Origin of the sequence: Microbacterium sp. CFBP 13617 (genome assembly GCF_014839445.1) — a bacterium.
Classification (GTDB): domain Bacteria; phylum Actinomycetota; class Actinomycetes; order Actinomycetales; family Microbacteriaceae; genus Microbacterium.
Genome location: NZ_JACYNW010000004.1, coordinates 1 through 23,774 on the forward strand (window position 1 = coordinate 1; position 23,774 = coordinate 23,774).

Consider the following 23,774-nt stretch of genomic DNA (forward strand, 5'->3'; position numbering starts at 1 on the left):
CGCTCTTGCCGGGCCTCTGCCGTGGCTCGCGCCGCGGCCGGGGCTTGCCCGTTGGCTGTCCAAGACACGCCGCGTGCTCGCTGTGCGTCGCGGCGTGTCCTGGACACTCAACGGGGACGCGCGGCCAGCAGGGCACTGCGGACCGGTGCGACGATGAGCTGGTTCGGCGCGTCGAGATGATGCGCGAGGACGCGGACCAGGGTCCATCCCGCATCGCTGATCGCCCGCCACCGGTCGGCGTCGCGGCGGAACTGCGCGGCTTCGGCGTGATGGCGCCCGTCATATTCCACGGCGACGCGCTGCTCGGGGTAGGCCATGTCGAGCCTGGCGACGAAGAGCCCCGAGGCCGTCCGAAGCGTCCAGTTGAGCTGGGGCTCGGGCAGACCGGCATCCACGAGGACGAGACGCACGGCGCTTTCGCGCGGTGATTCCGCACCGGGGCGAACGAGACCGGCCGCCTCGCGGAGCGCCACCGCCCCGCGCCGTCGGGCGCGCATCGCCACCTCCTCGAGGTCCGGCACCGGATCGCCCTGGGCCACGAGCCAGTCGCCGACCGCGACGAGGTCGTCCACGCGCAGCACGGCGCCGAGTTGCGCCCACGTCTCCGTTCGAGCGGCGACGGGCAGATCGTCGAGGAGGGTGATTCCGTCGGGCGGCATCACCAGGCGGTGCCCGGTGACCCTCGAAGTGCGGGGCTCCCGAGCGGGCGGTACCGCCGAGACGTGCAGCTCCTCGCCGTGCGGAAAAGGCAGCGGCATCCCCCACAGTGAGGCGGCCGTGACGTGGCTGAAGAACTGGCCACCCGACATCCGCGGGAGGTACGCGTGGCATCGCTCCGCGACGGATCCGAGTCCGGGGTCGTCGCCGGCGTACCGGACGCCGTGGAACGGCGACCGCAGGTCGCGAGCGCGGAGCCTTCTGGGCGGGATGCCGAGACGGTCCGCGTCGCGAACATGGAACGCGGTGTCGAGCTCGGCGGGGAGAGGTCGAGGGTGCATGCCCGACAGCAGACACCGGGCACGGTGCCCCGCGCTGCGCGCCCCCGCCCCGCGTGTGGACAACCCTCCCTGTGGAGGACCCTCAGGCGCGGCCCGCCCTCCGTTGAGTGTCCAGAACACGCCGCGGCCGGAGGCGGCTCAGCGGCGTGTCTTGGACACTCAACAGGGGGGAGGGGGAGCGGGCTAGGCGACGGAGACCGCTGCGGCGCGCGCCGACGTGGTGCGGCGACGCGTCACGATCAGCGTCGTCACCACCAGCGACAGCACGGCCCACACCACCAGCCCGGCGATGCCGGCGGCGACCCCGCTCGACGACGACAGGGCGCCGAGCATCGCGTCGTACACCGGGGCGGTGGGCATGAGCGATGCGGCGGCGGCGAGGGCCGGTGGCACCGTCGAGACGATCGTCGCCCCCAGGGCGAGGGCGCCGATCACCGCGGCGACCCAGCGTCCCGCTCCGCCGAACACGGCGACGAGGGCCTGGTGCACGGCGGCGAAGGCCACGCCCGCGGCGATGCAGATGACGGCGAACAGGGCCCAGTCGTCCCAGTCGTACTGGGATGCCACCTGCACCACGCCCGCGACCAGCAGACCCTGCACGGCGCCGACGGCAGCTGCGGGAGCGAAGCCGCGCAGGGCGACCAGCGCCGAGGGGCGTCGGCTCGTCAGCGCGCGCGCCGACACCGCCTGGAAGGCCACGAACGAGGCGAGCCCGCCGAACCACAGCACGGCCATGGCGAGCAGCGGAACGGCGGCCAGGCCGAAGAGCGAGTCGCTCGCGCCGGTGGCCGACACCGGGTCGGCGACGACATCGGCGAGGGTGGTCGCCTGGGCGTCGGAGTACTTCGGCAGCTGCGACACGGCGGTGTCGAGGCCGTCGGCGAGAGACGTGGTGCCGGACGCCACCTGGCTCACGCCGTCGGCGAGCTGACCGGCGCCGTCCTGGGCGCCCAGGGTGCCGGATGCCAGTTGTGCCGCGCCGGAGCTGAGGGCCGACGCGCCGGTGCCGAACTGCCGCGCGCCGTCGGCGAGCTGGTTCGCGCCGCCGGAGAGGGCGTCGATGCCGCCGGCGATCGTGTTGATCCCCGTCTCGGCCTCGCGCGCCCCGCCGGCGAGGCCGGCTGCGCCGTCGGCGAGCTGCTGGTTGGCGTCGGCGATGGTGCGGATCCCGGCGGGGAGCTGCGAGGCCTGCCCGGCCAGCTCGCCGATCTTGGCCACCGTCTCGGTGGCCTGCGGGAGCGCCTTGTTGGCTTCGTCGGAGGCGTTGCGCAACGCCGTGCACTGCTCGGGGGTGCCGGTGCACTCGTCGGCCGCCTTCTGCAGGGCGGCGGCCGCATCGACCAGGGCGGTGTTCACCTGCGGGGCGGCCTGCGCCAGGCGGGTGGCGGCGTCTTCGAAGCCGGGCGGGATCTGGTCGGCGAGGCCGTTGATCTGCGTGGCGAGCTGCTGGTTTCCGGCGGCGATGCCGTCGGCTCCGCCGGCCAGCTTGCCGACGCCGGTGGCGGCATCGCGCGTTCCCTGCGCGAGGGCGCCCGCGCCGCTCGAGAGCTGAGTGGCGCCGTCGGCCAGGGGTCCCGCGCCGCTCGCGAGCTGTCCTGCTCCGCTCGACAGCTGCGAGGCACCGTCGGCGAGCTGACCCAGACCGTCGCGCAGTCCGGTCGCGCCGGAGGCGGCCTGCCCGGCACCGTCGGCGAGCTGGTGCGCCCCGCTGGCGGCGGTGCCCAGCTGGTCGCCGAGGGTCGTGAAGCCGAGGAAGACGTTCTTGAGGTACTGCGACGACAGCTCGCTGCCGTAGACGCTCGAGGCGGTGGAGGCCAGGGTCGCGGTGATCGCACCGTCGACGACGCGGGCGTTGGGGGCCGTCGCGACGCCGATCGTGGCCTTCTCGGGGCTCTCTCCGGGGCGGGTCGACAGCGAGGCGGCCGTGAAGTTCTCGGGGATGGTCACGACGGCGGTGTAGGTGCCGTCGGCGAGGCCCGCCGCGGCATCCGCGTCGTTCGAGATGACCCAGTCGATGTTGCTCGACTGGTCGTCGGCGCCCTTGACCAGACCGCCGGTGAGCTGACGACCGAGCGGCACGAGCTGACCGTTCAGCTCGACGGCCTTGTCGTCGTTGACGATCGCGGCGGTGATGTTCTCGAGCCGGTCGGTGGGGTTGTACAGCGCGCCCACGAGGATGCCGCCGATGACGGCCGGCAGCAGCAGCACGCCGACGAGGGTGAGCCAGGTCACGGGGCGGCGCGAGCGGGAGCGCTCGACGGGGAGAGTCATGCGAACACCTCGGAGAGATCGGCGTAGGTTTCGGGCTGCGGGGAATCCGGCGCGCGATGGCGCCGCGGTGTCGGAAGGGCGAGCGAGGCCACGTCCGGGCGGTGCGCCTCGGCCAGCAGGGCGAGGGCCCGACGTTCGTCGCGGGCCGACACGATGAGCGTGAAGGGGGAGGAGTCCTCTCCCGAACGTTCGCGCGCCTCGGTGGCGGCGCGGCGGAGCACGTGGGCGACGTCGTCGCGGGTGTCGTCGTCGAGGCGGTCGACGTCGGACACGACGATGATGCGCGCGCGACCCGCGACCGCGTCGGCGACGGTGCGCGCGGCCTCGGCGGGGTCGTCGAGCAGGGCGACGCCGACGCGGGAGCGCACGGCTCCCGCGCGCTCGGGAACGAGCAGTCCGTCGACGCGCAGGCGCCCGTCGATGCCGGCGAGGCGCCCCGACAGGGCGAGGAGCAGCGTGCGGGTGGTGCGGCTCTCACCGGTGACCAGCAGGGTGCCGCCGAATCCGAGACGCAGCGAGACGTCGCGGAACACGGGCTCCTCGGCATCCGAGGCTCCGACCGTGCGCAGCTCGTCGGCGGCGACGGCCATGGCGGGCTCCGCCGGCCAGTCGGCGAGGCGCACCTCGCGCTCGACGGCTTCGCCCTCGACGTCGAGCTTCGGCAGCAGGCGGTCGAGCCAGCGCGGCATCCACCAGGCCTTGTCGCCCAGCAGGGCGAGGACCGCGGGCACGAGGGTCATGCGCACGAGGAAGGCGTCGACGGCCACGCCGACGGCCAGACCCAGGGCGATGGGCTTGAGGCTCGAGTCGCCCTCGGGCACGAACGCCACGAAGACGGCGAACATGATGACGGCGGCCGCGACCACGACGCGGGCCGAGGCCGCGAAGCCGCTGCGCACGGCGCCGAGCGCCACCTCGCGGGGCGTGCGCCCCTCGCGGTCCGCGTGCACGTAGTCCTCGCGCATCCGCGAGACCAGGAAGACCTGGTAGTCCATCGCGAGGCCGAACAGCACACCCATCACGACGATGGGCATGAAGCTGATGATGGGGCCGACCTTGGCCACGTGCAGGGCGTCGGCGAACCAGCCCCACTCGAACACCGCGGCCACGACCCCGAACGAGGCGGCCACCGACAGCAGGTAGCCGCCGGCGGCGGTCAGCGGCACCCAGATCGAGCGGAACACGATCATCAGCAGCACGAGCGACAGGCCGACGACGAAGAGGCCGAAGGGCAGCAGGGCCGCTCCCAGTTGGTCGGAGATGTCGATGGTCACGGCGGTGTAGCCGGTGACGAGCAGATGGACGCCGAACTGGTCGTACAGGCGGTCCTCTTGCGCGCGGAGCTCCCGCACGAGGTCGGCGGTGCGGGGGTCGTCGGGGGCGGTCTCGGGCACGATCTGCACGATGCCGGTGTCGGCGGTCTCGTTCGGGGTCGCCAGAGCGACCTCGGCGACGCCGGGGATCTTCGCGATCTCGTCGCCGATGTCGGTCATGAGCGTCAGGGGGTCGTTCGAGGTGACGATCGTGCCGGTCATGATGAGCGGGCCGTTGGCGCCCGGGCCGAAGTACTCGTCGGTGAGCTCGTACGCGACGCGGGCTTCGTCTCCCTCGGGGAGCTGGCCGGCGTTGGGCAGGGTGAGCGCGAGGCTGGCGGCGGGGATCGCGGTGACCCCCAGCAGGCCGACGATCGCGACGGTGGTGACGACCGGATGCCGGGTGACCAGGCCCACCCAGCGCTTGGCCGGGCCGTTGCGTTCGGCGCGCGAGGCTGCGGCCGCGACCTTCTCGTCGCGCTCGGCGGCGGCCTGGGCGACCGCCGCGGCGTCGTCATCGGAGGTGCCGCGGGCCCGGCGGGAACGCTTCTTGGGTCGCTTGTACCCCCACCCGACCACGCGGTGCCCGGCGAAGCCGAGGAAAGCCGGGGTCAGGGTGAGTCCGACGCACACCGCGATCGCGACGGCGACCGACGCGGCGATCCCCATGGTGGTGAGGAACGGGATGCCGGCGAAGCTCAGGCCGATGAGGGCGATGAGCACGGTGATGCCGGCGAAGACGACGGCGGAACCGGCGGTGCCGACGGCGCGCGCGGTGGACTCCTCGGGGTCCATTCCCGCTCTCGTCTGGTCTTGATGTCGCGAGACGATGAAGAGGGCGTAGTCGATGCCGACCGCGAGACCCAGCATCACCGCCAGCAGCGGCGTCGTCGACGAGACGGTCGCGAAGCCGGTGGCGATGAAGATCAGGGCCACCGACAGGGCGACGCCGAGGATGGCGGTGGCCAGCGGCATGCCGGCCACGAGGAACGAGCGGAACGTCACCATCAGCACGAGGGCGGCGATGAGCACGCCGAGGGCCTCGGTGAGGGTGGCGCCGGGGACCTCGCTGGCGAACAGCTGGCCGCCGAGCACGGCCTGCGATCCGCTCGGCAGGGCGGAGCCCAGGGCCGTGGCCGCCTCGCGGAGCCCGTCTTCGGTGGAGGCGGGGACGGCGGTGGCTTCTCCGGCGAATTGGATGCGCACGATCGCCGCGCGGTCGTCGTCGGCGATGCCGCCCGAGATGCGGGCGTCGTAGGGGTCGGTGACGGCCTCGACGAAGTCGAGCTTGCCGATGTCGCCGGTGGTGGTGGTGATGGCATCCTGGTACGCCTGATCGCGCACGCTCGCGCCGTCGGCGGCCACCACGATGATCTCGGCGCTCGCCCCGCTCACCTGGGGGAAGGTGCGCTCGAGCATCTCGAGACCGGCCTGCGACTCGGTGCCCGGGATGGTGAAGGTGTTGTCGGTGCCCTTGGCGAGCAGTGCCACCCCGCCGCCGGCCAGCACGAGCACCAGGAGCCAGGCGGTCAGAACGCGCCACGGGTGGCGGAACGACCAACGGCCCAGGGTGTACAGGAATGTCGACACGGTGGCTCCCACGATCGGTGAACGAGTCGATACATCACCGTATCGGATACATCAATGTATCGTAGTCGCCGAGGGGGTGGTCGTACCTGGATCTCCCCCGTGAACAGGAGGATGCGGATGACCGACACCGCCCCCGCACCGTCGCGCCGGCGCGAGAACACCCGCACCCGCCTGATGGACGCCGCCGCCGAGATGTTCGCCGAGGTCGGCATCGACTCCGCCTCGGTCGAAGCCGTCTGCGAGCGCGCCGGCTTCACCCGCGGCGCCTTTTACTCGAACTTCGCCTCGAAGGAGGAGCTGTTCCTCGCTCTGTGCGCCCGCTCGGCGGAGCAGACGATCTCGGCCGTCCGCGAGCGCGTCACCTCGATCGAGGACCGGGGACTGGATGCCACGGGCGAGGTGCTGCAGCTGGTGCAGGGAGTGCTCGAAGTCACCGGCGACGATCGCCTCGACGTGCTGCTCGGCGCCGAGATCCGTCTGCAGGCGCTGCGCAACGCCGAGTTCGCCGCGGCCTACCTCTCGTCGAACCAGGCCCTCGGTGAGAGCGTCACCCAGCTCGTGCGCGACATCGCCGAAGCGCGGGGACTGGTTCTGCGGGTGCCGGCGGAAGCGGCGACCGAGCTGCTGCTGTCGGCGTGGGTGTCGACCGCCGAGACCGCCCTCATGATGCGGGTCTCGCCCGCGGCGTCGCACGCTCAGCTCGGCGAGCGCCTCGCGCAGATCGTGCGCCTCATCCTCGAGTGAGTTCGAGGGTGCGATAGCAGCGCCGCAGTCGCGCGAGCCACCAGTCGCGTCGCTCGTCGGGAGCGGCCACGCGATCAAGATCGACGGCCGAGGGGCGGGGGCGCTCGACGCGCAGCACGCCCGCCCGGGGCACCAGCGGGGATGCCACGACGTCGGCGGTGAAGAGGGCGGCGGTGCCGAGCCCGCAGTCGTAGTCCAGCTGCGGAAGAGCCGCGGCGAGGGCGGCGCCCATCGCCAGACCGATCGAGGTGTCGAGCGCGCTGGACACCACCGCCGGCAGGCCCGCCTGCGCCACGATGTCGAGCGCCGCGTGCATCCCACCCAGCGGCTGCGCCTTCACGACGAGCAGGTCGGCGGCCCCGGCACGTGCGACCAGAAGGGGATCGGCGGCCTTCCGCACGCTCTCGTCGGCCGCGATCGGAATGTCGAGGTAGGCGATGCGCTCGCGCAGTTCAGCGAGCTCCTCGACGGCGGCGCACGGCTGTTCGACGTACTCGAGGTCGAACTCGGCCAGGGCGTGCACGGCCCGCTCGGCTTCGTCGACGTTCCACGCGCCGTTCGCGTCGATCCGCACGCGTCCCTCCGGCCCCATCGCCGCGCGCACGGCCCCGACGCGCGCGACGTCGTCGGCGAGTACCTGCCCCGCCTCGGCGACCTTCACCTTGACCGTCCGGCATCCGTCGTACCGGGCGAGGATCCGCGCCACCTCGGAGGCTGCGACGGCGGGCATCGTGGCGTTGACGGGGATGGCGTCCCGCACCGCGACCGGGGCGGCGCGCCAGCCGAAGTCGAGGGCACCGGCCAACCAGGTCGCCGCCTCGGCGTCGTCGTATTCGGGGAACGGCGAGAACTCCGTCCATCCCTCGGGGCCCTCGAACACGACGGCCTCGCGCGTCTCGATACCGCGGAACCGCGCCGCCAGGGGGAGGGCGACCACCCGCGCGGTGGAGAGGACGTCGGCGAGCGGGGGAAGGGACGTGGAGCTCATCCTCCCATCCTGGCCTCGGGGCCGGCGCCCGGGAATAGGCTGACCGCATGCTCTTCGATACCCCGGTCCGGCTCGGCGTCCAGATCCAGCCGCAGCACGTGCAGTACTCCGACATCCGCGACGCCGTCCTGCGTCTCGAGGAGATGGGCGTCGACGTCCTCTTCAACTGGGACCACTTCTTCCCGCTGTACGGCGACCCCGACGGCGAGCACTTCGAGGCGTGGACCATGCTCGCGGCGTGGGCCGAGCAGACTGAACGGGTCGAGTTCGGTGCGCTGGTCAACTGCAACAGCTACCGCAACGCCGACCTGCAGGCCGACATGGCCCGCACCATCGACCACATCAGCAAGAAGGGCGGCGACACCGGCCGCTTCATCTTCGGAACCGGCTCGGGCTGGTTCGAGCGCGACTACGACGAGTACGGCTACGACTTCGGAACCGCGGGTTCGCGGCTGAACGCGCTCGCCACCGACCTCGACCGCATCGTCGACCGCTGGGGCAAGCTCAACCCCGCCCCCACCCGCAAGGTCCCCGTCATGATCGGCGGCAAGGGCGAGCAGAAGACCCTGCGCATCGTCGCGCGTCACGCCGACATCTGGCACAGCTTCGTCACCCCCGACGAACTGCCCCACAAGCTCGGGGTCATCGAGAAGTGGGCCGAGACCGAGGGACGCGACCTGTCGACCCTCGTCGTCTCGAACGAGCTGAAGGACCGCGACGAGTCCGACGCCGACGCCCTGTTCGAGGCGGGCACGCGACTGTTCACCCTCGGCTTCTCGGGGCCCGAGTGGGACTACTCGCTCATCGAGCGGTGGCTCACCTGGCGCGACGGCAAGAACGCCTGATTCCGGTCGGGCACCTGTACGGCGAGGCGGGGGTTCCGGGCGGCGACCGCCGGATCCGCCCGCCGCGTCGGGTCGTAGGCTGAGACGGTGACCGTCTCCGAGCTGTTCGACCCCGCCGAGTGGACGCTCGCGCCGGGCGCCGAGCGATACACCGACATCACCGCGCACGTCACCCACGACGGGCGGGTGGCGCGCATCGCATTCGACCGGCCCGAGGTGCGCAACGCCTTCCGGCCGCACACGGTCGACGAGCTGTACTCGGCGCTCGACATCGCGCGACAGGATCACCGCATCGGCGTGGTGCTGCTCACCGGCAACGGTCCGAGCGCGAAGGACGGCGGCTGGGCGTTCTGCTCCGGCGGCGATCAGCGCATCCGAGGTCGTGACGGGTACAAGTACTCGCACGAGGAGCACACCGTGCACGACCCGGGTCGCGCGGGGCGTCTGCACATCCTCGAGGTGCAGCGGCTGATCCGCTTCATGCCGAAGGTCGTCATCGCGGTCGTGCCCGGATGGGCGGCGGGCGGGGGCCACTCGCTCAACGTGGTGTGCGACCTGTCGATCGCCAGCGCCGAGCACGGTCGCTTCAAGCAGACCGATGCCGACGTCGGGTCGTTCGACGCCGGGTACGGCTCCGCGTACTTCGCCCGCCAGATCGGGCAGAAGCTGGCCCGCGAGGTCTTCTTCCTGGCCGAGGAGTACTCCGCCCAGCGCGCGTACGAGATGGGCGCGGTCAACCGCGTCGTCGCGCACGCCGAACTCGAGCGCGAAGCTCTCGCCATGGCCCGCACGATCCTCACCAAGTCGCCGACGGCCATCCGCATGCTCAAGTTCGCCTTCAACGCGGTCGACGACGGGCTCGTCGGCCAGCAGGTCTTCGCCGGTGAGGCCACGCGTCTCGCGTACGGCACCGACGAGGCCGCCGAGGGCCGTGACTCCTTCCTCGAGAAGCGCGACCCCGACTGGTCCGACGTCCCGTGGCACTACTGAGCCCCGGATGCCGTCGAGCCGCGCGCTCATGAGGCTCGAGGCTCCGGCATCCGGCGATCCCCGCGACGTGCTGCGCGCCCTGCGTACCGCGGTGCTCGGCGCCGGTCCCGCGGTGTCGCTGGGGGCGGGGGCGGCCCTGCCCGCGGACGTCCCCCCGGGAACGGCCGCCGTGGTCACCACGTCGGGATCGACCGGCGTGCCGAAGTCGGTGCTGCTCAGCCGCAACGCCCTGATCAGCAGTGCGTATGCGACGGCGGCGCGCATCGGTGAGGGCGCCTGGCTGCTGGCCGTTCCCGCCACCTACGTCGCGGGGGCGCAGGTGCTCGTGCGGGCTCTGCTCGCCGATCGCGAGCCGGCGGTCGTCGCGGGTCCCTTCCGCCCCGAACCGTTCGCCGCCGCGGCGCTCGGCATGGCGTCGCACGAGAACGGCGCCCGGGTGCCGACGTACACCTCGCTGGTTCCGGCCCAACTGCAACGACTGCTGGATGCCGCCGACACCGATCCGACGGTGGCGAAGGCGCTGCGCTCGTTCGAGGCCGTCCTCATCGGCGGTCAGGCCCTGGCGCCCACGGTGCGCGAGCGCGCCGAGACCGCGGGGGTGCGGATCGTGCGCACCTACGGCTCGACCGAGACCAGCGGCGGCTGCGTGTACGACGGGGTTCCGCTCGACGGCGTCGAGGTGGCCCTCGTCGACGGCGAGGTGCGCCTGACGGGGCCGATGCTCGCCGACGGATATCTTGGCGACCCCGCGCGGACGGCATCCGTCTTCCCCTCCGACGACGCCGGCACCCGCTGGTACCGCACGGGCGACGGGGGAGAGGTCGTGGACGGCGTGCTGAGCGTGACCGGACGCCTCGACAACGTCATCGTCTCGGGCGGGGTGAACGTCTCGCTCGATCGCGTGGAAGCCGCGGTGCGCGGCATCGCGGGACTCGAGAGCGCCGTCGTGGTGCCCGTCGCGGATGCCACCTGGGGCCAGGGGTCGGCGGTGGTCGTGCCGCGGCCGACGCCCGCCGCCGATGCCGTGCTGCTCGAACGGGTGCGCGCGGTGGTCGCCGACGCGGTCGGGGCGCCCGCGCGTCCGTCGCGTCTCGTCGTCGTCGACGAGCTGCCGACGCTGTCGTCGGGCAAGCCCGACCGGGCCGCCGTGCGCGCGCGCCTCGCGCAGGATCCCTGGGTCTGACACCCGGGAGCGGTGGCGTCGCCCGGCTCGCGGGTCGACCGGTCCGCGAAGGAGGACGGTGACCACGGGCTTAGGATGAGCCACCGTGGCAGCACAGTCTCGTAAGCGTTCGACGTCGTCCTCGAAGCGTCGCCCCGGCGGCAACCCCCAGAAGCCCAAGGGCGGTGCACCGCAGGCCGTCGCGCCGGCCACGGCACGCGACTGGATCGCGGCGGCCCGCATTCGCACGCTGCCGCTGGCCATCACCCCGGTGCTCATCGGCACCGGTGCGGCCACCCTCGTTGACGATCAGTTGCACGGGGTCATCGCCCTAGCCTGTCTCGCCGTGGCGTTCGCTCTGCAGATCGGCGTGAACTACGCCAACGACTACAGCGACGGCATCCGCGGCACCGACGACGTGCGCGTCGGGCCCGGCCGTCTCACCGGCGGCAAGAAGGCGAAGCCGCGGACGGTGCTGATCGTCGCGCTGGCGTTCTTCGCGCTCGCCGCCCTGATCGGGCTGGCCCTGGTCATCCGCACGGGGCAGTGGTGGTTGCTGCTGGTCGGCGCCGTCTGCATCGTCGCCGCGTGGTTCTACACCGGCGGCAAGCGCCCGTACGGGTACAACGCGATGGGCGAGCTGTTCGTCTTCGTCTTCTTCGGTCTCGTCGCGACCCTGGGCACGACGTGGCTGCAGGTGCAGTCGTTGCCGCAGGAGGCCTGGCTGGGCGCGGTCGCCGCGGGCCTGCTGGCCTGCGCGGTGCTGCTGGCCAACAACCTGCGCGACATCGAGCAGGACCGCCTCGCGGGCAAGCGCACCCTGTCGGTGCTCATCGGGCGCCGCGCGACGCAGGTGTTGTTCACCCTGTTCGTCCTCGCGCCGTTCGGGATCGCGGTGTTCCTCGCGTTCGTTTACCCGGTGGCGTGGCTGACCCTGGTCGCCCTGCTCGGCGGACTCGCGGCGATCCTCATCGTCTGGACCTACCGCACCCCGCGCGAGCTCATCACGGCGCTGCAGGTGACGAGCTTCACGTCGGTCGCCTACGGCGCCCTGCTCTTCTGGGCCTTCGCGTTCTGAGCCCCCGGCGGGTTCGCAGAACGCGCAGGGATCAGCGCAGCGGAGCGTCGCCTTCGGGAGTGCCGGTCGCGGGCGCGTCATCGTGCCGCGTGGCATCGACCACCGCGTCTTCGGTGTCGGCGTCGGTCTCGGCGCCCGTACGGCGCCCGGTGGCGGTGCGCTGCGCGCGACGCTCGGCCAGACCGCCGGTGACGCTGTCGAGCGGACGACGCAGGAACAACAGCGACAGGCTCAGTCCGATGAGGGCCGCGAAGATCGCCGCGAGCCAGGGCAACTCCTGGAACACGGGGAAGAACAGCAGTACGACCAGCGGTACGAGGAACGCGAGCAGTCGCAGCACGGTGTAGACGAGGGCCGAGCGAGCACGCATGCCCCCATCCTACGGCGGCCTCGGAAACCACCGGCGCCCGGCCCGCGTCCAGCGGGCACACGTAGACTCAGGTCATGGCACGGTTGCTCCTCATCCTCGCGCTCGTGGCGACCGTCTTCTGGGTGTACACGATCGTGGACTGCGCCGTGCAGCCGGCGGGACGTCACCGCGGCGTCAACAAGGGCGCATGGATGGCCATCGTCATCCTGCTGCCGGTGCTCGGAGGCATCCTGTGGTTCGTCATCGGCCGCGGTCGTGCGAGTCAGCCCATGGTGAGACGCGCTCCCGACGACGACCCCGAGTTCCTGGGCCGTATGTCCGACACCGCGCGCGCCGATCAAGACGAGCGCATCCGGCGGCTCGAAGAAGAGCTGGCGCAGCTCGACTCCGAAGCCGACGACCCTCGCGCCCCGAAGCCCACCGACGACCCGGGCGACATCCCGGGCAAGGGCGACGACGACACGCTCGGCCAGCGCGGCTCCGTCGGCTGAACCATGACCTCGTCGAACGACCGCTCCGCCGCGCCCGCGACCGACGCCGCCGCCGCTCTGCTCGCGGGCCTCGTGTCGCGCGGGGTGCGGCACATCGTCGTCAGCCCGGGGTCGCGCTCGCAGGCGCTCGCGCTCGTGGCCGCCGACCTGGAACGCGCGGGTCTGGTGCACCTGCACGTGCGCATCGACGAGCGCGTCGCCGGCTTCACCGCCCTCGGGATCGGACGTGAGACCGGGATGCCGGCGGTCCTCGTCTGCACCTCGGGCACCGCCGTCGCTAACCTGCTGCCCGCCGCCCTCGAAGCCCATCACGCCGGGGTGCCGCTGGTGCTGCTCACCGCCGACCGGCCGCCCGAGCTGCGCGGCGTCGGCGCCAACCAGACCACGCGCCAGCCGGGGCTGTTCCGCTCGGCGGTGCGGTTCGAAGCCGATCTCCCCGTGCCCGAGACCGTCGACGACGACGGTTCATCCGTCCAGACCGCTGACGCGGACACCCTCGCCGCCGCAACGCTCGCGGCCGCGCTCGGTGAAGGCGCCCGGGTGCCCGGACCCGTGCACCTGAACGTGCCGTTCCGGGAGCCCCTCGCCGGCGCCGTTCCCGCGTGGCTCGCCGCGCGGGCGGCATCCGGGAGTGCGCCCTCGTCCGACGCGCAGAGCGACGCGCTCGGTGACGCGGAGGCGTCGGGAGCGCTGTACCAGGGCGGCGGCGGGATCGGTGTCGCCGACGTGGCCCCCGAGGTCGAGGACGCCCACACGCTCGCGCCGGGCCCGCGCACCATCGTCGTCGCCGGAGCGGATGCCGGAGCGGCGGCCGAGCAGTTCGCGCACGACGGGGGCTTTCCGCTGGTGGCCGAGATCGTCAGCGGGGCTCGCTTCGGTCGGCAGATCGTGCACGGCTACCGGGCACTGCTGAACGACCCGGCCCTCGGGGGACGCATCGAGCGCGTGGTCGTCTTCGGTCGTCCCACCCTGAGCCGCGAGGTGACGCGCCTGCTGTCGCGCGACGACGTCGAGGTGATCGCCGCCCGCGGCCCCGGAGAACCCGTCAACCTCAACGGCACGACGATCGCCGTCGACCTGATCCGCCCTCACCCCTCGTCCGGGGACCGCGCCTGGCTGGGGGAGTGGATGCGCGCCTCGCGCGACGCTGCCGTCGACCTGTCGCCCCCCGCTCCCGATGCCGACGGCCTGGCCTCGGCCGTTCCGCACGAGCGGCTGGGCGCCCTGAACGCCGAGGTGCAGGTCATCCGTGCCCCCCTCGACCGGGCGACCCTCGTCGACGCGGTCTGGCGGGCCACCTGGCCCCACGATCGCCTCATGTTCGGCTCCTCGCGTCTGGTGCGCGTGGCCGACGAGGTGCTCGGCGGCAAGAAGGTGGCCGTGCACTCCAACCGCGGTCTCGCCGGCATCGACGGCACCATCGCCACGGCGACCGGCGTCGCCCTCGCCAGCCAGATCGAGGAGCGCCCGGGCGTGACCCGCGTGCTGCTGGGCGACCTGGCCTTCCTGCACGACGTGGGCGCGTTGCTGCTGCCCCCGGGCGAAGACGAACCGCGCCTGCAGGTCGTGGTCGGCAACGACGGCGGCGGCACGATCTTCGACGGCCTCGAGGTGGCCGGCATCGCCGGCTCCGACGCGATGGCACGGGTGCAGTACACCCCGCACACCGCGCGCCTCGAGCAGCTGGCCCTCGCCTTCGGCTGGGAGTACCACCGCTGCACCACCCGCGTCGCGCTCGACCAGGTGCTGACCTCGCCGACCGGCGGTCGCCAGCTGATCGAGGTTCCGCTGCCGCGTTGACGGGCGGGACGTCGACGCGTCAACCACTGGCGCGTGCCGCCGACGCCCCACACGATGGGGACATGAGCACACGCCGCAGATGGTCCACGCCCGCCTCCGACGCGCTGCGCGTCGAGCCCGGATTCCGCCTCACCGACATCGACCCGCGATCGACGCCCGGCTACGACGGCGACAAGACCGACGGCAAAGCCGACCTCGACGCGGGCCGCGAACCCCTCGAAGCCCTGCAGGAACGCCTCTTCGCTCAGAGCGTGGCGGGCACCGCGACCGGCTCGGTGCTGCTGGTGCTGCAGGCCATGGACACCGCGGGCAAGGGCGGGATCGTGCGCCACGTCGTTGGCACGGTCGACCCCCAGGGCGTGGAGCTCGCGTCGTTCAAGAAGCCCACCGCCGAGGAGCTCGCGCACGATTTCCTGTGGCGCATCGAGAAGCGCCTGCCCGACGCCGGCCACCTCGGTGTCTTCGACCGCTCGCACTACGAAGACGTGCTGATCGGTCGGGTGCGCGAACTCGCCCCCGCCGACGAGATCGAACGACGCTACGGCGCGATCGTGAACTTCGAGGCGGAGGCGGCCGATCTCGGCATCCGAGTGGTCAAGGTCATGCTGCACATCTCGAAGGACGAGCAGCGCGCGCGTCTCGCCGAGCGCCTCGACCGCCCCGACAAGCACTGGAAGTACAACCCGTCCGACGTCGACGAGCGGGCGCTGTGGGACGACTACATGCAGGCCTACCAGGTGGCGATCGATCGCACCTCGACACCCGTCGCCCCGTGGCACGTGATTCCGGCCGATCGCAAGTGGTACGCCCGCCTGGCCGTGCAGCAGCTGCTCATCGACGCGCTCGCCGACATCGACCCGCGGTGGCCCGCGCCCGACTACGACGTCGAGGCCGAGAAGGCGCGCCTCGCGGCATCGTGACGCCCAGCCGGGTCAGGCGAGGGCCTCCACGATGGGGCGGAACTTGACGCGGGTCTCCAGCAGCTCCGACTCGGGAACGCTGTCGGCGACGATCCCCGCACCGGCGTAGGCCGTGATCGGGGCGGTGGGCGACGACGGCGCCGCGCGGTCGACCTGCGCGCACCGCAGGGCGATGGCCCACTCGCCGTCGCCCGACGCCCCCGTCCACCCGACCGCGCCGGCGTAGCGGCCGCGATCGAAGGGCTCGAGGCGGCGGATGACGTCCATCGCCGCGGCGGTGGGGGTGCCGGCGACGGCGGCGGTGGGGTGCAGCACCGAGATCAGGTCCAACGACGATGCGTCTTCGCTGAGGGTGCCCTCGACATCGGTCGCGAGATGCCAGACGTTGGGCAACTTGAGGGTGAAGGGTTGCTCCGCCGCCGCGAGCGCCGAGGTGTGCGGGCGCAGCGAGGTGAGCACGCTCTGCACCGCGAAACGGTGCTCCTCTTGGTCTTTCGAGCTGCGGGTGAGGGCGAGGGATGCCGCGACGTCGGCGTCGGCGTCGCCGCCGCGCGCGGTGGTCCCCGCCAGAACGCGGGCGGTCACCGTGCCCTTCGACACGGTGACGAGGGTCTCGGGGCTCGCGCCGATCAGACCGTCGACCGCGAACACCCAGCAATCCGGATACCCCTCGAGCAGCGACCGGACGAGCCGGCGCAGGTCGGACCCGGCCGGAACCGTGCCCACGATGTCGCGTGCGAGCACGACCTTGCCCACCTCGCGGGCGCCGATGGCCTCGATTGCTGTGCGGACGGCATCCTGATACCCCTCGGCACTCTGGCGACCGGGACCCAGGGTCGCCGACCAGTGGGGGCCGAAGGGCGAGCGCGGGGGCAGTTCGGGTTCGGGTTCGTCGGGGGTGTCGTCGAAGGCGAGGCGGGTGACCCAGGCGCGTCCGCCGTGGCGCCCGACGATCATGCCGGGAACGCGCAGGACGTTCTCGCGCTCCGAGCGGGGGTCGAACACGAACGAACCGAAGGCGACGAGTCCGGTGCCCGGCAGCTGCACGGGGTCGTCGACCTCGGCGGCCGCGGCGATCGCCCGCCAGCGCGCCGAGATCGTGGCATCGCCCGGCTGGCGCCCCGTGTAGCGCAGCGTCAGCAGGTCGCCGAAGGCCGCCAGCGATTCTCCCCGCCGCGTCCAGAACAGGGGATCGTAGGGGGTCGTATAGGCGAGCACGTCGTCCATGGGGGGCAGCTCGCGCGTGACCACGCGCAGGCGCGGCACGACGTCATCCGCGGGTTCCAGCACGTCTTTCAGCGTAGACCCGCGGCGCCGGCCGAGGCCGCGGACGCCGGGCGCGGAGACCGACGCCGGACGGCGTTTTAGACTCCGAGCATGGATAATCGCCCCGCTCCCGGCACCCGCCTGCTGTTCGAGTGGCGCAAGTGGGACGGTTCACCGCACTGGGTGCAGGACAGCGTCTACCTCGGTTCCGACGAGTGGGGCGAGTGGTTCGGCCAGCAGGTGGGGTGGCGCAGCGAACGGCCGGGCGCGGCCTTCGTCTGCCGCGAGCCCAACGTGACCCTGGTGCCGGCGAGCGCCGACTGGGCCTTCACCCACAACGCCGCACCGCATCCGGTCGCGGTGTACATCGACCTGGCGTGGGATGTGCGCTGGGGCGACGACGGCGTGCCGCGCGGCATCGACATGGACCTCGACGTCGTGCGCCGTACCGACGGCCGCGGCACCTGGGTCGACGACCGCGACGAGTGGGACGAGCACCGCGTGCGCTACGGCTACCCGGCCGAGATCGTGGCGCACCTCGAGGCCACGGCGCTCGATCTCGAGCACCGCGTGCGCGAGGGGGTCGCCCCGTTCTCGGATGCCGTCACCCGGCCCTGGCTCGATCGGCTCGCGGCGCTGGCAACCCCCGGCGACCGCCCGGGTGACCCGGCCTAGACTCGACGGGTGAGCAGCGACCCCAACCGCGCCGACCTCGGTAAAGACCCGCAGCGCGTCAGCGGCATGTTCGACCAGGTGGCAGCGGCCTACGACCGCACCAACACCGTGCTGAGTCTCGGCAACGATCGCCTGTGGCGCGCCGCGACGCTGCGCGCCGTGGCCCCGCAGCGGGGGGAGCGCATCCTCGATCTGGCCGCCGGCACCGGCACCTCGTCGATGGCGTTTGTCCCGAGCGGTGCGCACGTCGTCGCCGCCGACTTCTCGCGCGGCATGATCGCCGAGGGGCGCCGCCGCCACGGCGACGTGCCCAACCTCGAGTTCGTGCAGGCCGACGCCACCGACCTCCCCTTCGCCGATGCGGAGTTCGACGCGGTGACGATGTCGTTCGGTCTGCGCAACGTCAACGACCCGCGCCGGGCGCTGCGGGAACTGCGCCGGGTCACGCGTCCCGGAGGACGCATCGTGGTGTGCGAGTTCTCGCATCCGCCGTCCCCCGTCTTCAACGGGCTCTACCGCTTCTACAACGACCGGGTGCTGCCCATCGTCGCGCGCTCGGTCAGCTCGAACGCCGAGGCCTACGACTACCTCAACGAATCGATCCGCGACTGGCCCGACCAACCGACGCTCGCGCGGTGGATGCGCGACTCCGGCTGGGACGACGTGGCCTACCGCAACCTGACGTTCGGCATCGTGGCGCTGCACCGCGGCGTCGTCGCGCAGAGCGCGTGAGGCGTCGGGGGCCCCGGCCCGCGGTGCCACCCCGTCGAGATACTCGCGGCTGGGCGCAACGGCGCCAGGATAGGGTGAAAGCGTGACCCCGAGACCGCCCGCGGCCGGCACCCGCCTGTCGGGCAAGCTGGGCCTGAGTGACCGCATCTTCGCAGGCCTGCGTTCGCGCACCCTGCTCTCCACAGTCGAGGCCGGTCTCGCCCAGGTCGAGGGCACCCTCGAGGGCGAAGTCCGAAGCGCCGACCGTCTGGCCGACGTCACCGCCCGCTACCTGTACGAGGCCGGCGGCAAGCGCGTTCGCCCGATGCTCGCCATCCTCACCGCTCAGCTCGGTCGCGGAACGACGCCCGAGGTGATCGAGGTCGCCACGGCGCTCGAACTGACGCACCTGGGCTCGCTCTACCACGACGACGTCATGGACGGCGCCGACAAGCGCCGCGGGGTGCCCAGCGCCCAGACGGTGTTCGGCAACAACATCGCGATCCTCACCGGCGACCTGCTCTTCGCCCGTGCCAGCCAGCTCATGGCGCGCCGCGGTGAGCGCGCGATCCAGCTGCAGGCCGACACGTTCGAGCGTCTCGTGCTGGGCCAGATGCACGAGACCGTCGGCCCGCAAGAGGGCGACGAGCCCGTCGACTTCTACCTCAGGGTGCTCGCCGACAAGACCGGTTCGCTGATCGCCGCGGCCGCCCAGTCGGGCGTCATCTACTCGGGCGCCCCCGAGGAGTACGAGAAGCCCATGATCGTGTTCGGCGAGAAGGCCGGTGTGGCCTTCCAGCTGCTCGACGACGTGATCGATCTGTCTCCGGATCCGTCCGAGACCGGCAAGGTGCCCGGCACCGACCTGCGCGCGGGCGTGCCGACCATGCCGTACCTGCTGCTCGGTCACCGCTCCGACGCGGCCTCGGCCGACCTGCGCTCGCGCATCGACGAGGGCCAGGAGCGCATCGCCGCCGGGGCGGACCCCTCGATCCTCGACGCCGCCCTCGCGGAGCTGCGCGATCACGAGACCACGCACGAGACCCTGAAGCTCGCGCACCAGTGGTCGCAAGAGGCCATCGACGCCCTCGCACCGCTGCCCGACGGCGCCGTGCGCGAGGCGCTGACGCGCTTCGCCCGCGCGGTCGCCGACCGCTCGGCCTGAACTTTTCCCACCCCCCCCGATCCCGATCGAGAGGACCCCATGACGAAGCTGCGCCTCGCCATCGTCGGAGCCGGCCCCGCCGGCATCTACGCGGCCGACATCCTGCTGAAATCCGAGCGGCAGTTCGACGTGTCGATCGACCTGTTCGAGCAACTGCCCGCACCGTACGGGCTCGTGCGCTACGGCGTCGCCCCCGACCACCCGCGGATCAAGGGCGTCGTCACGGCGCTGCGCGAGGTGCTCGACCGCGGCGACATCCGCCTGTTCGGCAACGTGCGCTTCGGCGAGGACATCACCCTCGACGACCTCAAGCACCACTACAACGCGGTCATCTTCTCGACCGGCGCGATCCGCGACGCCGACCTCGACATCCCCGGCATCGACGCCGACGGCTCGTACGGGGCCGCCGACTTCGTGAGCTGGTTCGACGGCCACCCCGACGTGCCGCGCGAGTGGCCGCTTCAGGCGGAGTCGCTCGCGGTCGTCGGCAACGGCAACGTGGCGCTCGACGTCACGCGCATGCTCGCCAAGCACGCCGACGACCTGCTGCCCACCGAGGTGCCCGACAACGTGTACCAGGGGCTCAAGGCCTCGCCCGTCACCGACGTGCACGTCTTCGGCCGCCGCGGTCCCGCGCAGGTCAAGTTCACGCCTCTCGAGCTGCGCGAGCTGGGCGAGCTGCGCGACGTCGACATGGTCGTCTACGACGAGGACTTCGACTACGACGAGGCGTCGCTGGCCGCCATCCAGACCAACAAGCAGGTCAAGGTCATCGACCGCGTCCTGCAGCAGTGGCGCACCCGCCCGGGCGTGAACAACGCCGGCGGAGAAGCGTCGCGGCGCCTGCACCTACACTTCTGGGCCAAGCCCGTCGAGGTCGTGAAAGACGCCGAGGGCCGGGTGGCCGCGTTCCGGTACGAGCGCACGAAGCCCGACGCCGAGGGTGGCGTCGTCGGAACGGGCGAGATCCGCGAGGTGCCGATCCAGGCCATCTACCGCGCGGTCGGCTACTTCGGCTCGCCGCTGACCGGCGTGCCCTTCGACGAGCGTCACGGCGTCATCCCCAACCACGAGGGTCAGGTGCTCGCCGCCGACTCGAACGACCGCCTGCCGGGCGTGTACGCCACCGGGTGGATCAAGCGCGGCCCCGTCGGCCTCATCGGCCACACGAAGTCGGATGCCATGGAGACGGTGCGCCACGTCATCAACGACCAGGGCGAATGGTGGCAGCCGGCCCACCCCGAAGAAGAGGCCATTCCGGCCCTTCTCGAGGAGCGAGGCGTGCGCTGGACCGACCTCGACGGCTGGCACCGCCTCGACGAGCACGAAGTCGCCCTCGGCGCCCCGCACGAGCGCGCCCGCGTCAAGGTCGTGCCCCGCGACGAGATGATCTCGATCTCGCGCGGCGAGTAGCCCTCACATACGCACGGCGAGCCGCCCTCGTCTCTCCGGACGTGGGCGGCTCGCTGTCTTTGGGGCGCCGACGGGCCGGGCCGAACTCCTGAGTCATCGCGCGCCACAGCCCCCTCGGCGCGCCGGCGAGCCCGCACGGCCCGACTTCTCAGGAGTTCGGCCCGCCGTGGGGGTATGCCGGCCCCCGCCCCGCATGCCTAGGCTGGGGCGATGGGGGAGTGGCATCCGGACGTCCTCGGCGACGGCTTCGAACAGCAGACCCTGCCGCTCGGCGACGATGCCGAGGGGGAGGTCGTCGCGACGCTCGTGCGCGCGCGGCCGCACGCCGGCGCCCGCCTGTTCGGTGAGCTCCGCGACATCGACGTGCTGTACGTGCACGGGTGGTCGGACTACTTCTTCCAGGTCGAGCTCGCCCGGTTCTTCACCGACCGCGGTGCCCGATTCTCGGCGCTCGACCTGCGCAACTACGGCCGGAGCCTGCGGCCCGGGCAGGCGCCGGGCTACGTCGCGGCCCTCGACGTGTACGACGCCGACATCGCGGCGGCTCTGGATGCCCTGGGCACCGCACGCGAGGGACGACGTCTCGTGCTGCTCGGACACAGCACGGGCGGACTCACGCTGACGCTCTGGGCGGCGCGGCATCCGGGGGTCGCCGACGCCCTCGTTCTCAACAGTCCGTGGCTGGAGCTGCAGCTCGGCCCGCTCGGACGCCAGGCGCTCGCCCCGCTGGTGAACGCCCGCGCGCGATTCGACCCGCTCGGCACGCACCCGGTCGTCGACCTCGGCTTCTACACGCGCGCGCAGCGGGAGCTGGGGACCCTGCCCGACAGTCCCGAGGGCTGGCGCCCGGCGCAGGGGTTCCCCACACACCCGGGCTGGTTGGCCGCCGTCATCGCGGGGCACGCGCGGGTGGCATCCGGCATCGACGTGGGATGCCCCACCCTCGTGCTGTTGTCGCAGCGCTCGACCTCGGCGCTCAGCTGGAACGACACGATGCTCTCGAGCGACTCGGTGCTCGTCGTCGACGACATCGCGCGCGCGGCCACCCGTATCGCCCGCACGGTGACGATCGCGCGCATCGACGGGGCGCTGCACGACGTGTTCCTGTCGGCGCCCGAGGCGAAGGACGCCGCGTTCACCGCCCTCGAGACCTGGATGACGCAGCTAGCGTAGAACGCGATCGAAGGAGCCCCATGATCCCCACCGCCGCGTCCGCGACCGAGCGCTACCGTGCCGCACGAGACGAGCTTCTGGCCGTGCGCACCGATCCGGGCCGGGCGGCGGGGTTCACCTGGCCGGTGTTCGACGGTGCCTTCAACTGGGCGATCGACTGGTTCGACCCGATGGCGCGGGGCAACGAGGCACCCGCGCTGATCGTCGTCGACGACGACGGCACGCGGCACCAGCGCACGTTCGACGAGCTCGCGCGGCGGTCCGACCAGGTCGCCGCCTGGCTGGCGTCGCGCGGGGTGGCGCGTGGCGACGCCGTGCTGCTCATGCTCGGCAACCAGGTGGAACTGTGGGAGGCGATGCTCGCCCTCATGAAGCTCGGCGGGGTGATCGCTCCCACCACGACCGCGCTCGGCACCGCCGATCTCGCCGACCGCATCGAGCGCGCCGAGATCCGGCACGTGGTCGTCGGGGCGGCGGACGCCGCGAAGTTCGACGATCTGCCCGAGGGACTCGGCCGCATCGTCGTGGGCGGCACCCACCCGGGCTGGGCCGCGTACGACGACGCGTTCCTCACGGGGGCGCCGCCGGCCCGGCATCCGGGAACCACCGCCGATGACCGCCTGCTGCTCTACTTCACCTCGGGCACCACCTCGAAGCCGAAGCTCGTCGAGCACACGCACGCCTCGTACCCCGTGGGGCACCTGACGACGATGTACTGGCTCGGGCTCGAACCCGGCGACGTGCACCTCGCCATCAGCTCGCCGGGGTGGGCGAAGCACGCGTGGAGCTGCTTCTTCGCGCCGTGGATCGCCGGGGCGACGGTGCTGGCGCTGAACTTCGCGCGATTCTCGGCCGAGCGGTTGCTGGAGGAGCTGCACAACGAGGCCGTCACCACCTTCTGCGCGCCGCCGACGGTCTGGCGCATGCTCATCCAGACCGACCTGTCGGGGCGTCGCGGGAGACTGCGCGAGGTCGTCTCGGCGGGCGAGCCGCTGAACCCCGAGGTCATCGCCGCGGTGCAACGCACCTGGGGGCTCGACATCCGCGACGGGTACGGGCAGACCGAGATGACGGCCGTCGTCGCCAACACTCCCGGCGCGCCGCTCGCACCGGGATCGATGGGGCGCCCGCTCCCCGGATGCCCGGTGGTGCTCGTCGATCCGCTCACCGGCGCACGCGCCGACGAGGGCGAGATCTGCCTCGATCTGACCGAGCGTCCGCTCAACCTGATGACGGGATACGTGGGCGACGCCGAGCGCAACGCCGAAGCCTTCGCCGGTGGCCTCTTCCACACCGGCGACGTGGCCCGGCGCGACGAGACCGGCAGCATCACGTACATCGGGCGCACCGACGACGTGTTCAAGGCCTCGGATTACAAGATCAGCCCGTTCGAGCTCGAGAGCGTCCTCATCGAGCATCCGGCGGTCGTCGAGGCGGCCGTGGTCCCCGCGCCCGACGCGGTGCGCCTCGCCGTGCCGAAGGCGTACGTCGTGCTGGCCGCGGGATACGAGCCCGGCGACGAGGTGGCCCTCGACATCCTGCGCTACGCCCGCGAGAAGCTCGCTCCGTACCAGCGCGTGCGCCGCATCGAGTTCCACGACCTGCCGAAGACGATCTCGGGCAAGATCCGCCGGGTCGAGCTTCGCCAGCGCGAAGAGGCCGCCGCGCGCGGTGAGGTCGTGTGTGTGGAATGGACGGATGCCACCCTGCGGGGCTGATCCGCGCGCCGCAACGGTTCGCGCCGGCCTCGTCGGCGTGTGAACATCGACTCATGCACCTGCTCGACGACCGGCCGACCGCGCACTCTGTCG

20 protein-coding genes are annotated in these 23,774 nt (G+C 72.3%); 14 read left to right on the forward strand and 6 right to left on the reverse strand.

Translation table 11 applies throughout. From position 1 onward, the window contains the following. Positions 1–107: 107 nt before the first annotated feature. The 3 genes from IFU40_RS11890 to IFU40_RS11900 all read right to left on the reverse strand — a co-directional run bounded on the left by IFU40_RS11890 (position 108) and on the right by IFU40_RS11900 (position 6,172). The gene (locus tag IFU40_RS11890; RefSeq protein WP_191926465.1) at positions 108–998 is read right to left on the reverse strand and encodes an endonuclease domain-containing protein; all 891 of its coding nucleotides are present in this window, start codon (positions 996–998) and stop codon (positions 108–110) included. A gap of 183 nt (positions 999–1,181) precedes the next feature. Continuing rightward, positions 1,182–3,269, reverse strand: a complete 2,088-nt coding sequence (locus tag IFU40_RS11895) for a YhgE/Pip domain-containing protein (protein ID WP_070409344.1) — start codon at positions 3,267–3,269, stop codon at positions 1,182–1,184. Beyond that, positions 3,266–6,172 (reverse strand): MMPL family transporter, encoded by a 2,907-nt coding sequence (locus IFU40_RS11900; RefSeq protein ID WP_070409345.1) that lies wholly within the window; start codon positions 6,170–6,172, stop codon positions 3,266–3,268. The genes IFU40_RS11895 and IFU40_RS11900 overlap by 4 nt, the downstream gene beginning before the upstream one ends. Positions 6,173–6,289: 117 nt before the next feature. Here IFU40_RS11900 and IFU40_RS11905 point away from each other — a divergent pair, with 117 nt between their 5' ends. Continuing rightward, positions 6,290–6,916, forward strand: a complete 627-nt coding sequence (locus tag IFU40_RS11905; protein ID WP_055839081.1) for a TetR/AcrR family transcriptional regulator — start codon at positions 6,290–6,292, stop codon at positions 6,914–6,916. Here the strand turns inward: IFU40_RS11905 and IFU40_RS11910 are convergent. Then, positions 6,903–7,904, reverse strand: coding sequence for an o-succinylbenzoate synthase (locus tag IFU40_RS11910; protein WP_191926466.1), 1,002 nt, complete (start codon positions 7,902–7,904; stop codon positions 6,903–6,905). The two genes, IFU40_RS11905 and IFU40_RS11910, sit on opposite strands and share 14 nt — an antisense overlap. A 47-nt stretch (positions 7,905–7,951) precedes the next feature. Between IFU40_RS11910 and IFU40_RS11915 the strand changes: the two genes are divergently transcribed. The 4 genes from IFU40_RS11915 to IFU40_RS11930 all read left to right on the forward strand — a co-directional run bounded on the left by IFU40_RS11915 (position 7,952) and on the right by IFU40_RS11930 (position 11,979). Further along, a complete protein-coding gene (locus IFU40_RS11915; RefSeq protein WP_191926467.1) occupies positions 7,952–8,749 on the forward strand; it encodes an LLM class F420-dependent oxidoreductase in 798 nt (265 codons plus the stop codon). Between the two features lie 87 nt (positions 8,750–8,836). After that, positions 8,837–9,739 (forward strand): 1,4-dihydroxy-2-naphthoyl-CoA synthase, encoded by a 903-nt coding sequence (locus IFU40_RS11920; RefSeq protein WP_055839072.1) that lies wholly within the window; start codon positions 8,837–8,839, stop codon positions 9,737–9,739. A 28-nt stretch (positions 9,740–9,767) separates the two neighbouring features. Beyond that, positions 9,768–10,922 carry an AMP-binding protein gene (locus IFU40_RS11925; RefSeq protein ID WP_191926468.1) on the forward strand — a complete coding sequence of 385 codons (1,155 nt, stop codon included), beginning with the start codon at positions 9,768–9,770 and terminating at the stop codon, positions 10,920–10,922. Between the two features lie 85 nt (positions 10,923–11,007). Next, a complete protein-coding gene (locus tag IFU40_RS11930; protein WP_191926469.1) occupies positions 11,008–11,979 on the forward strand; it encodes a 1,4-dihydroxy-2-naphthoate polyprenyltransferase in 972 nt (323 codons plus the stop codon). A 31-nt stretch (positions 11,980–12,010) separates the two neighbouring features. Here IFU40_RS11930 and IFU40_RS11935 read toward each other — a convergent pair whose 3' ends face one another. After that, positions 12,011–12,349, reverse strand: a complete 339-nt coding sequence (locus IFU40_RS11935; protein WP_055839063.1) for a DUF4229 domain-containing protein — start codon at positions 12,347–12,349, stop codon at positions 12,011–12,013. Between the two features lie 74 nt (positions 12,350–12,423). Between IFU40_RS11935 and IFU40_RS11940 the strand changes: the two genes are divergently transcribed. The 3 genes from IFU40_RS11940 (at position 12,424) to IFU40_RS11950 (ending at position 15,560) form a co-directional block, all read left to right on the forward strand. Next, complete coding sequence (locus tag IFU40_RS11940) at positions 12,424–12,840, forward strand: PLD nuclease N-terminal domain-containing protein (RefSeq protein ID WP_191926470.1); 417 nt, start codon at positions 12,424–12,426, stop codon at positions 12,838–12,840. 3 nt (positions 12,841–12,843) lie between these two features. Continuing rightward, a complete protein-coding gene (menD, locus tag IFU40_RS11945) occupies positions 12,844–14,640 on the forward strand; it encodes a 2-succinyl-5-enolpyruvyl-6-hydroxy-3-cyclohexene-1-carboxylic-acid synthase (protein WP_191926471.1) in 1,797 nt (598 codons plus the stop codon). Positions 14,641–14,702: 62 nt separating this feature from the next. Continuing rightward, positions 14,703–15,560: a polyphosphate kinase 2 family protein gene (locus tag IFU40_RS11950; RefSeq protein ID WP_191926472.1), complete on the forward strand. Its 858-nt coding sequence runs from the start codon at positions 14,703–14,705 to the stop codon at positions 15,558–15,560. A gap of 12 nt (positions 15,561–15,572) precedes the next feature. On the opposite strand, the gene IFU40_RS11955 is transcribed toward IFU40_RS11950, so the two are convergent. Continuing rightward, the gene (locus tag IFU40_RS11955; RefSeq protein ID WP_191926860.1) at positions 15,573–16,787 is read right to left on the reverse strand and encodes an isochorismate synthase; all 1,215 of its coding nucleotides are present in this window, start codon (positions 16,785–16,787) and stop codon (positions 15,573–15,575) included. A 150-nt stretch (positions 16,788–16,937) separates the two neighbouring features. On the opposite strand from IFU40_RS11955, the gene IFU40_RS11960 reads away from it, so the two are divergent. The 6 genes from IFU40_RS11960 (at position 16,938) to IFU40_RS11985 (ending at position 23,681) form a co-directional block, all read left to right on the forward strand. Continuing rightward, on the forward strand, positions 16,938–17,501 hold the full coding sequence (locus tag IFU40_RS11960; RefSeq protein WP_191926473.1) for a DUF402 domain-containing protein: 564 nt from the start codon (positions 16,938–16,940) through the stop codon (positions 17,499–17,501). 9 nt (positions 17,502–17,510) lie between these two features. Continuing rightward, on the forward strand, positions 17,511–18,233 hold the full coding sequence (locus IFU40_RS11965) for a demethylmenaquinone methyltransferase (RefSeq protein WP_055839048.1): 723 nt from the start codon (positions 17,511–17,513) through the stop codon (positions 18,231–18,233). Between the two features lie 82 nt (positions 18,234–18,315). Next, positions 18,316–19,377, forward strand: a complete 1,062-nt coding sequence (locus IFU40_RS11970) for a polyprenyl synthetase family protein (protein ID WP_191926474.1) — start codon at positions 18,316–18,318, stop codon at positions 19,375–19,377. A 39-nt stretch (positions 19,378–19,416) separates the two neighbouring features. Then, entirely contained in the window at positions 19,417–20,790 is a 1,374-nt protein-coding gene (locus IFU40_RS11975) for an FAD-dependent oxidoreductase (RefSeq protein WP_191926475.1), read from the forward strand. A 210-nt stretch (positions 20,791–21,000) separates the two neighbouring features. Beyond that, on the forward strand, positions 21,001–21,963 hold the full coding sequence (locus IFU40_RS11980; protein ID WP_191926476.1) for an alpha/beta hydrolase: 963 nt from the start codon (positions 21,001–21,003) through the stop codon (positions 21,961–21,963). A gap of 20 nt (positions 21,964–21,983) precedes the next feature. Continuing rightward, positions 21,984–23,681 carry an AMP-binding protein gene (locus IFU40_RS11985; RefSeq protein WP_191926477.1) on the forward strand — a complete coding sequence of 566 codons (1,698 nt, stop codon included), beginning with the start codon at positions 21,984–21,986 and terminating at the stop codon, positions 23,679–23,681. The last annotated feature ends 93 nt before the right edge of the window (positions 23,682–23,774 follow it).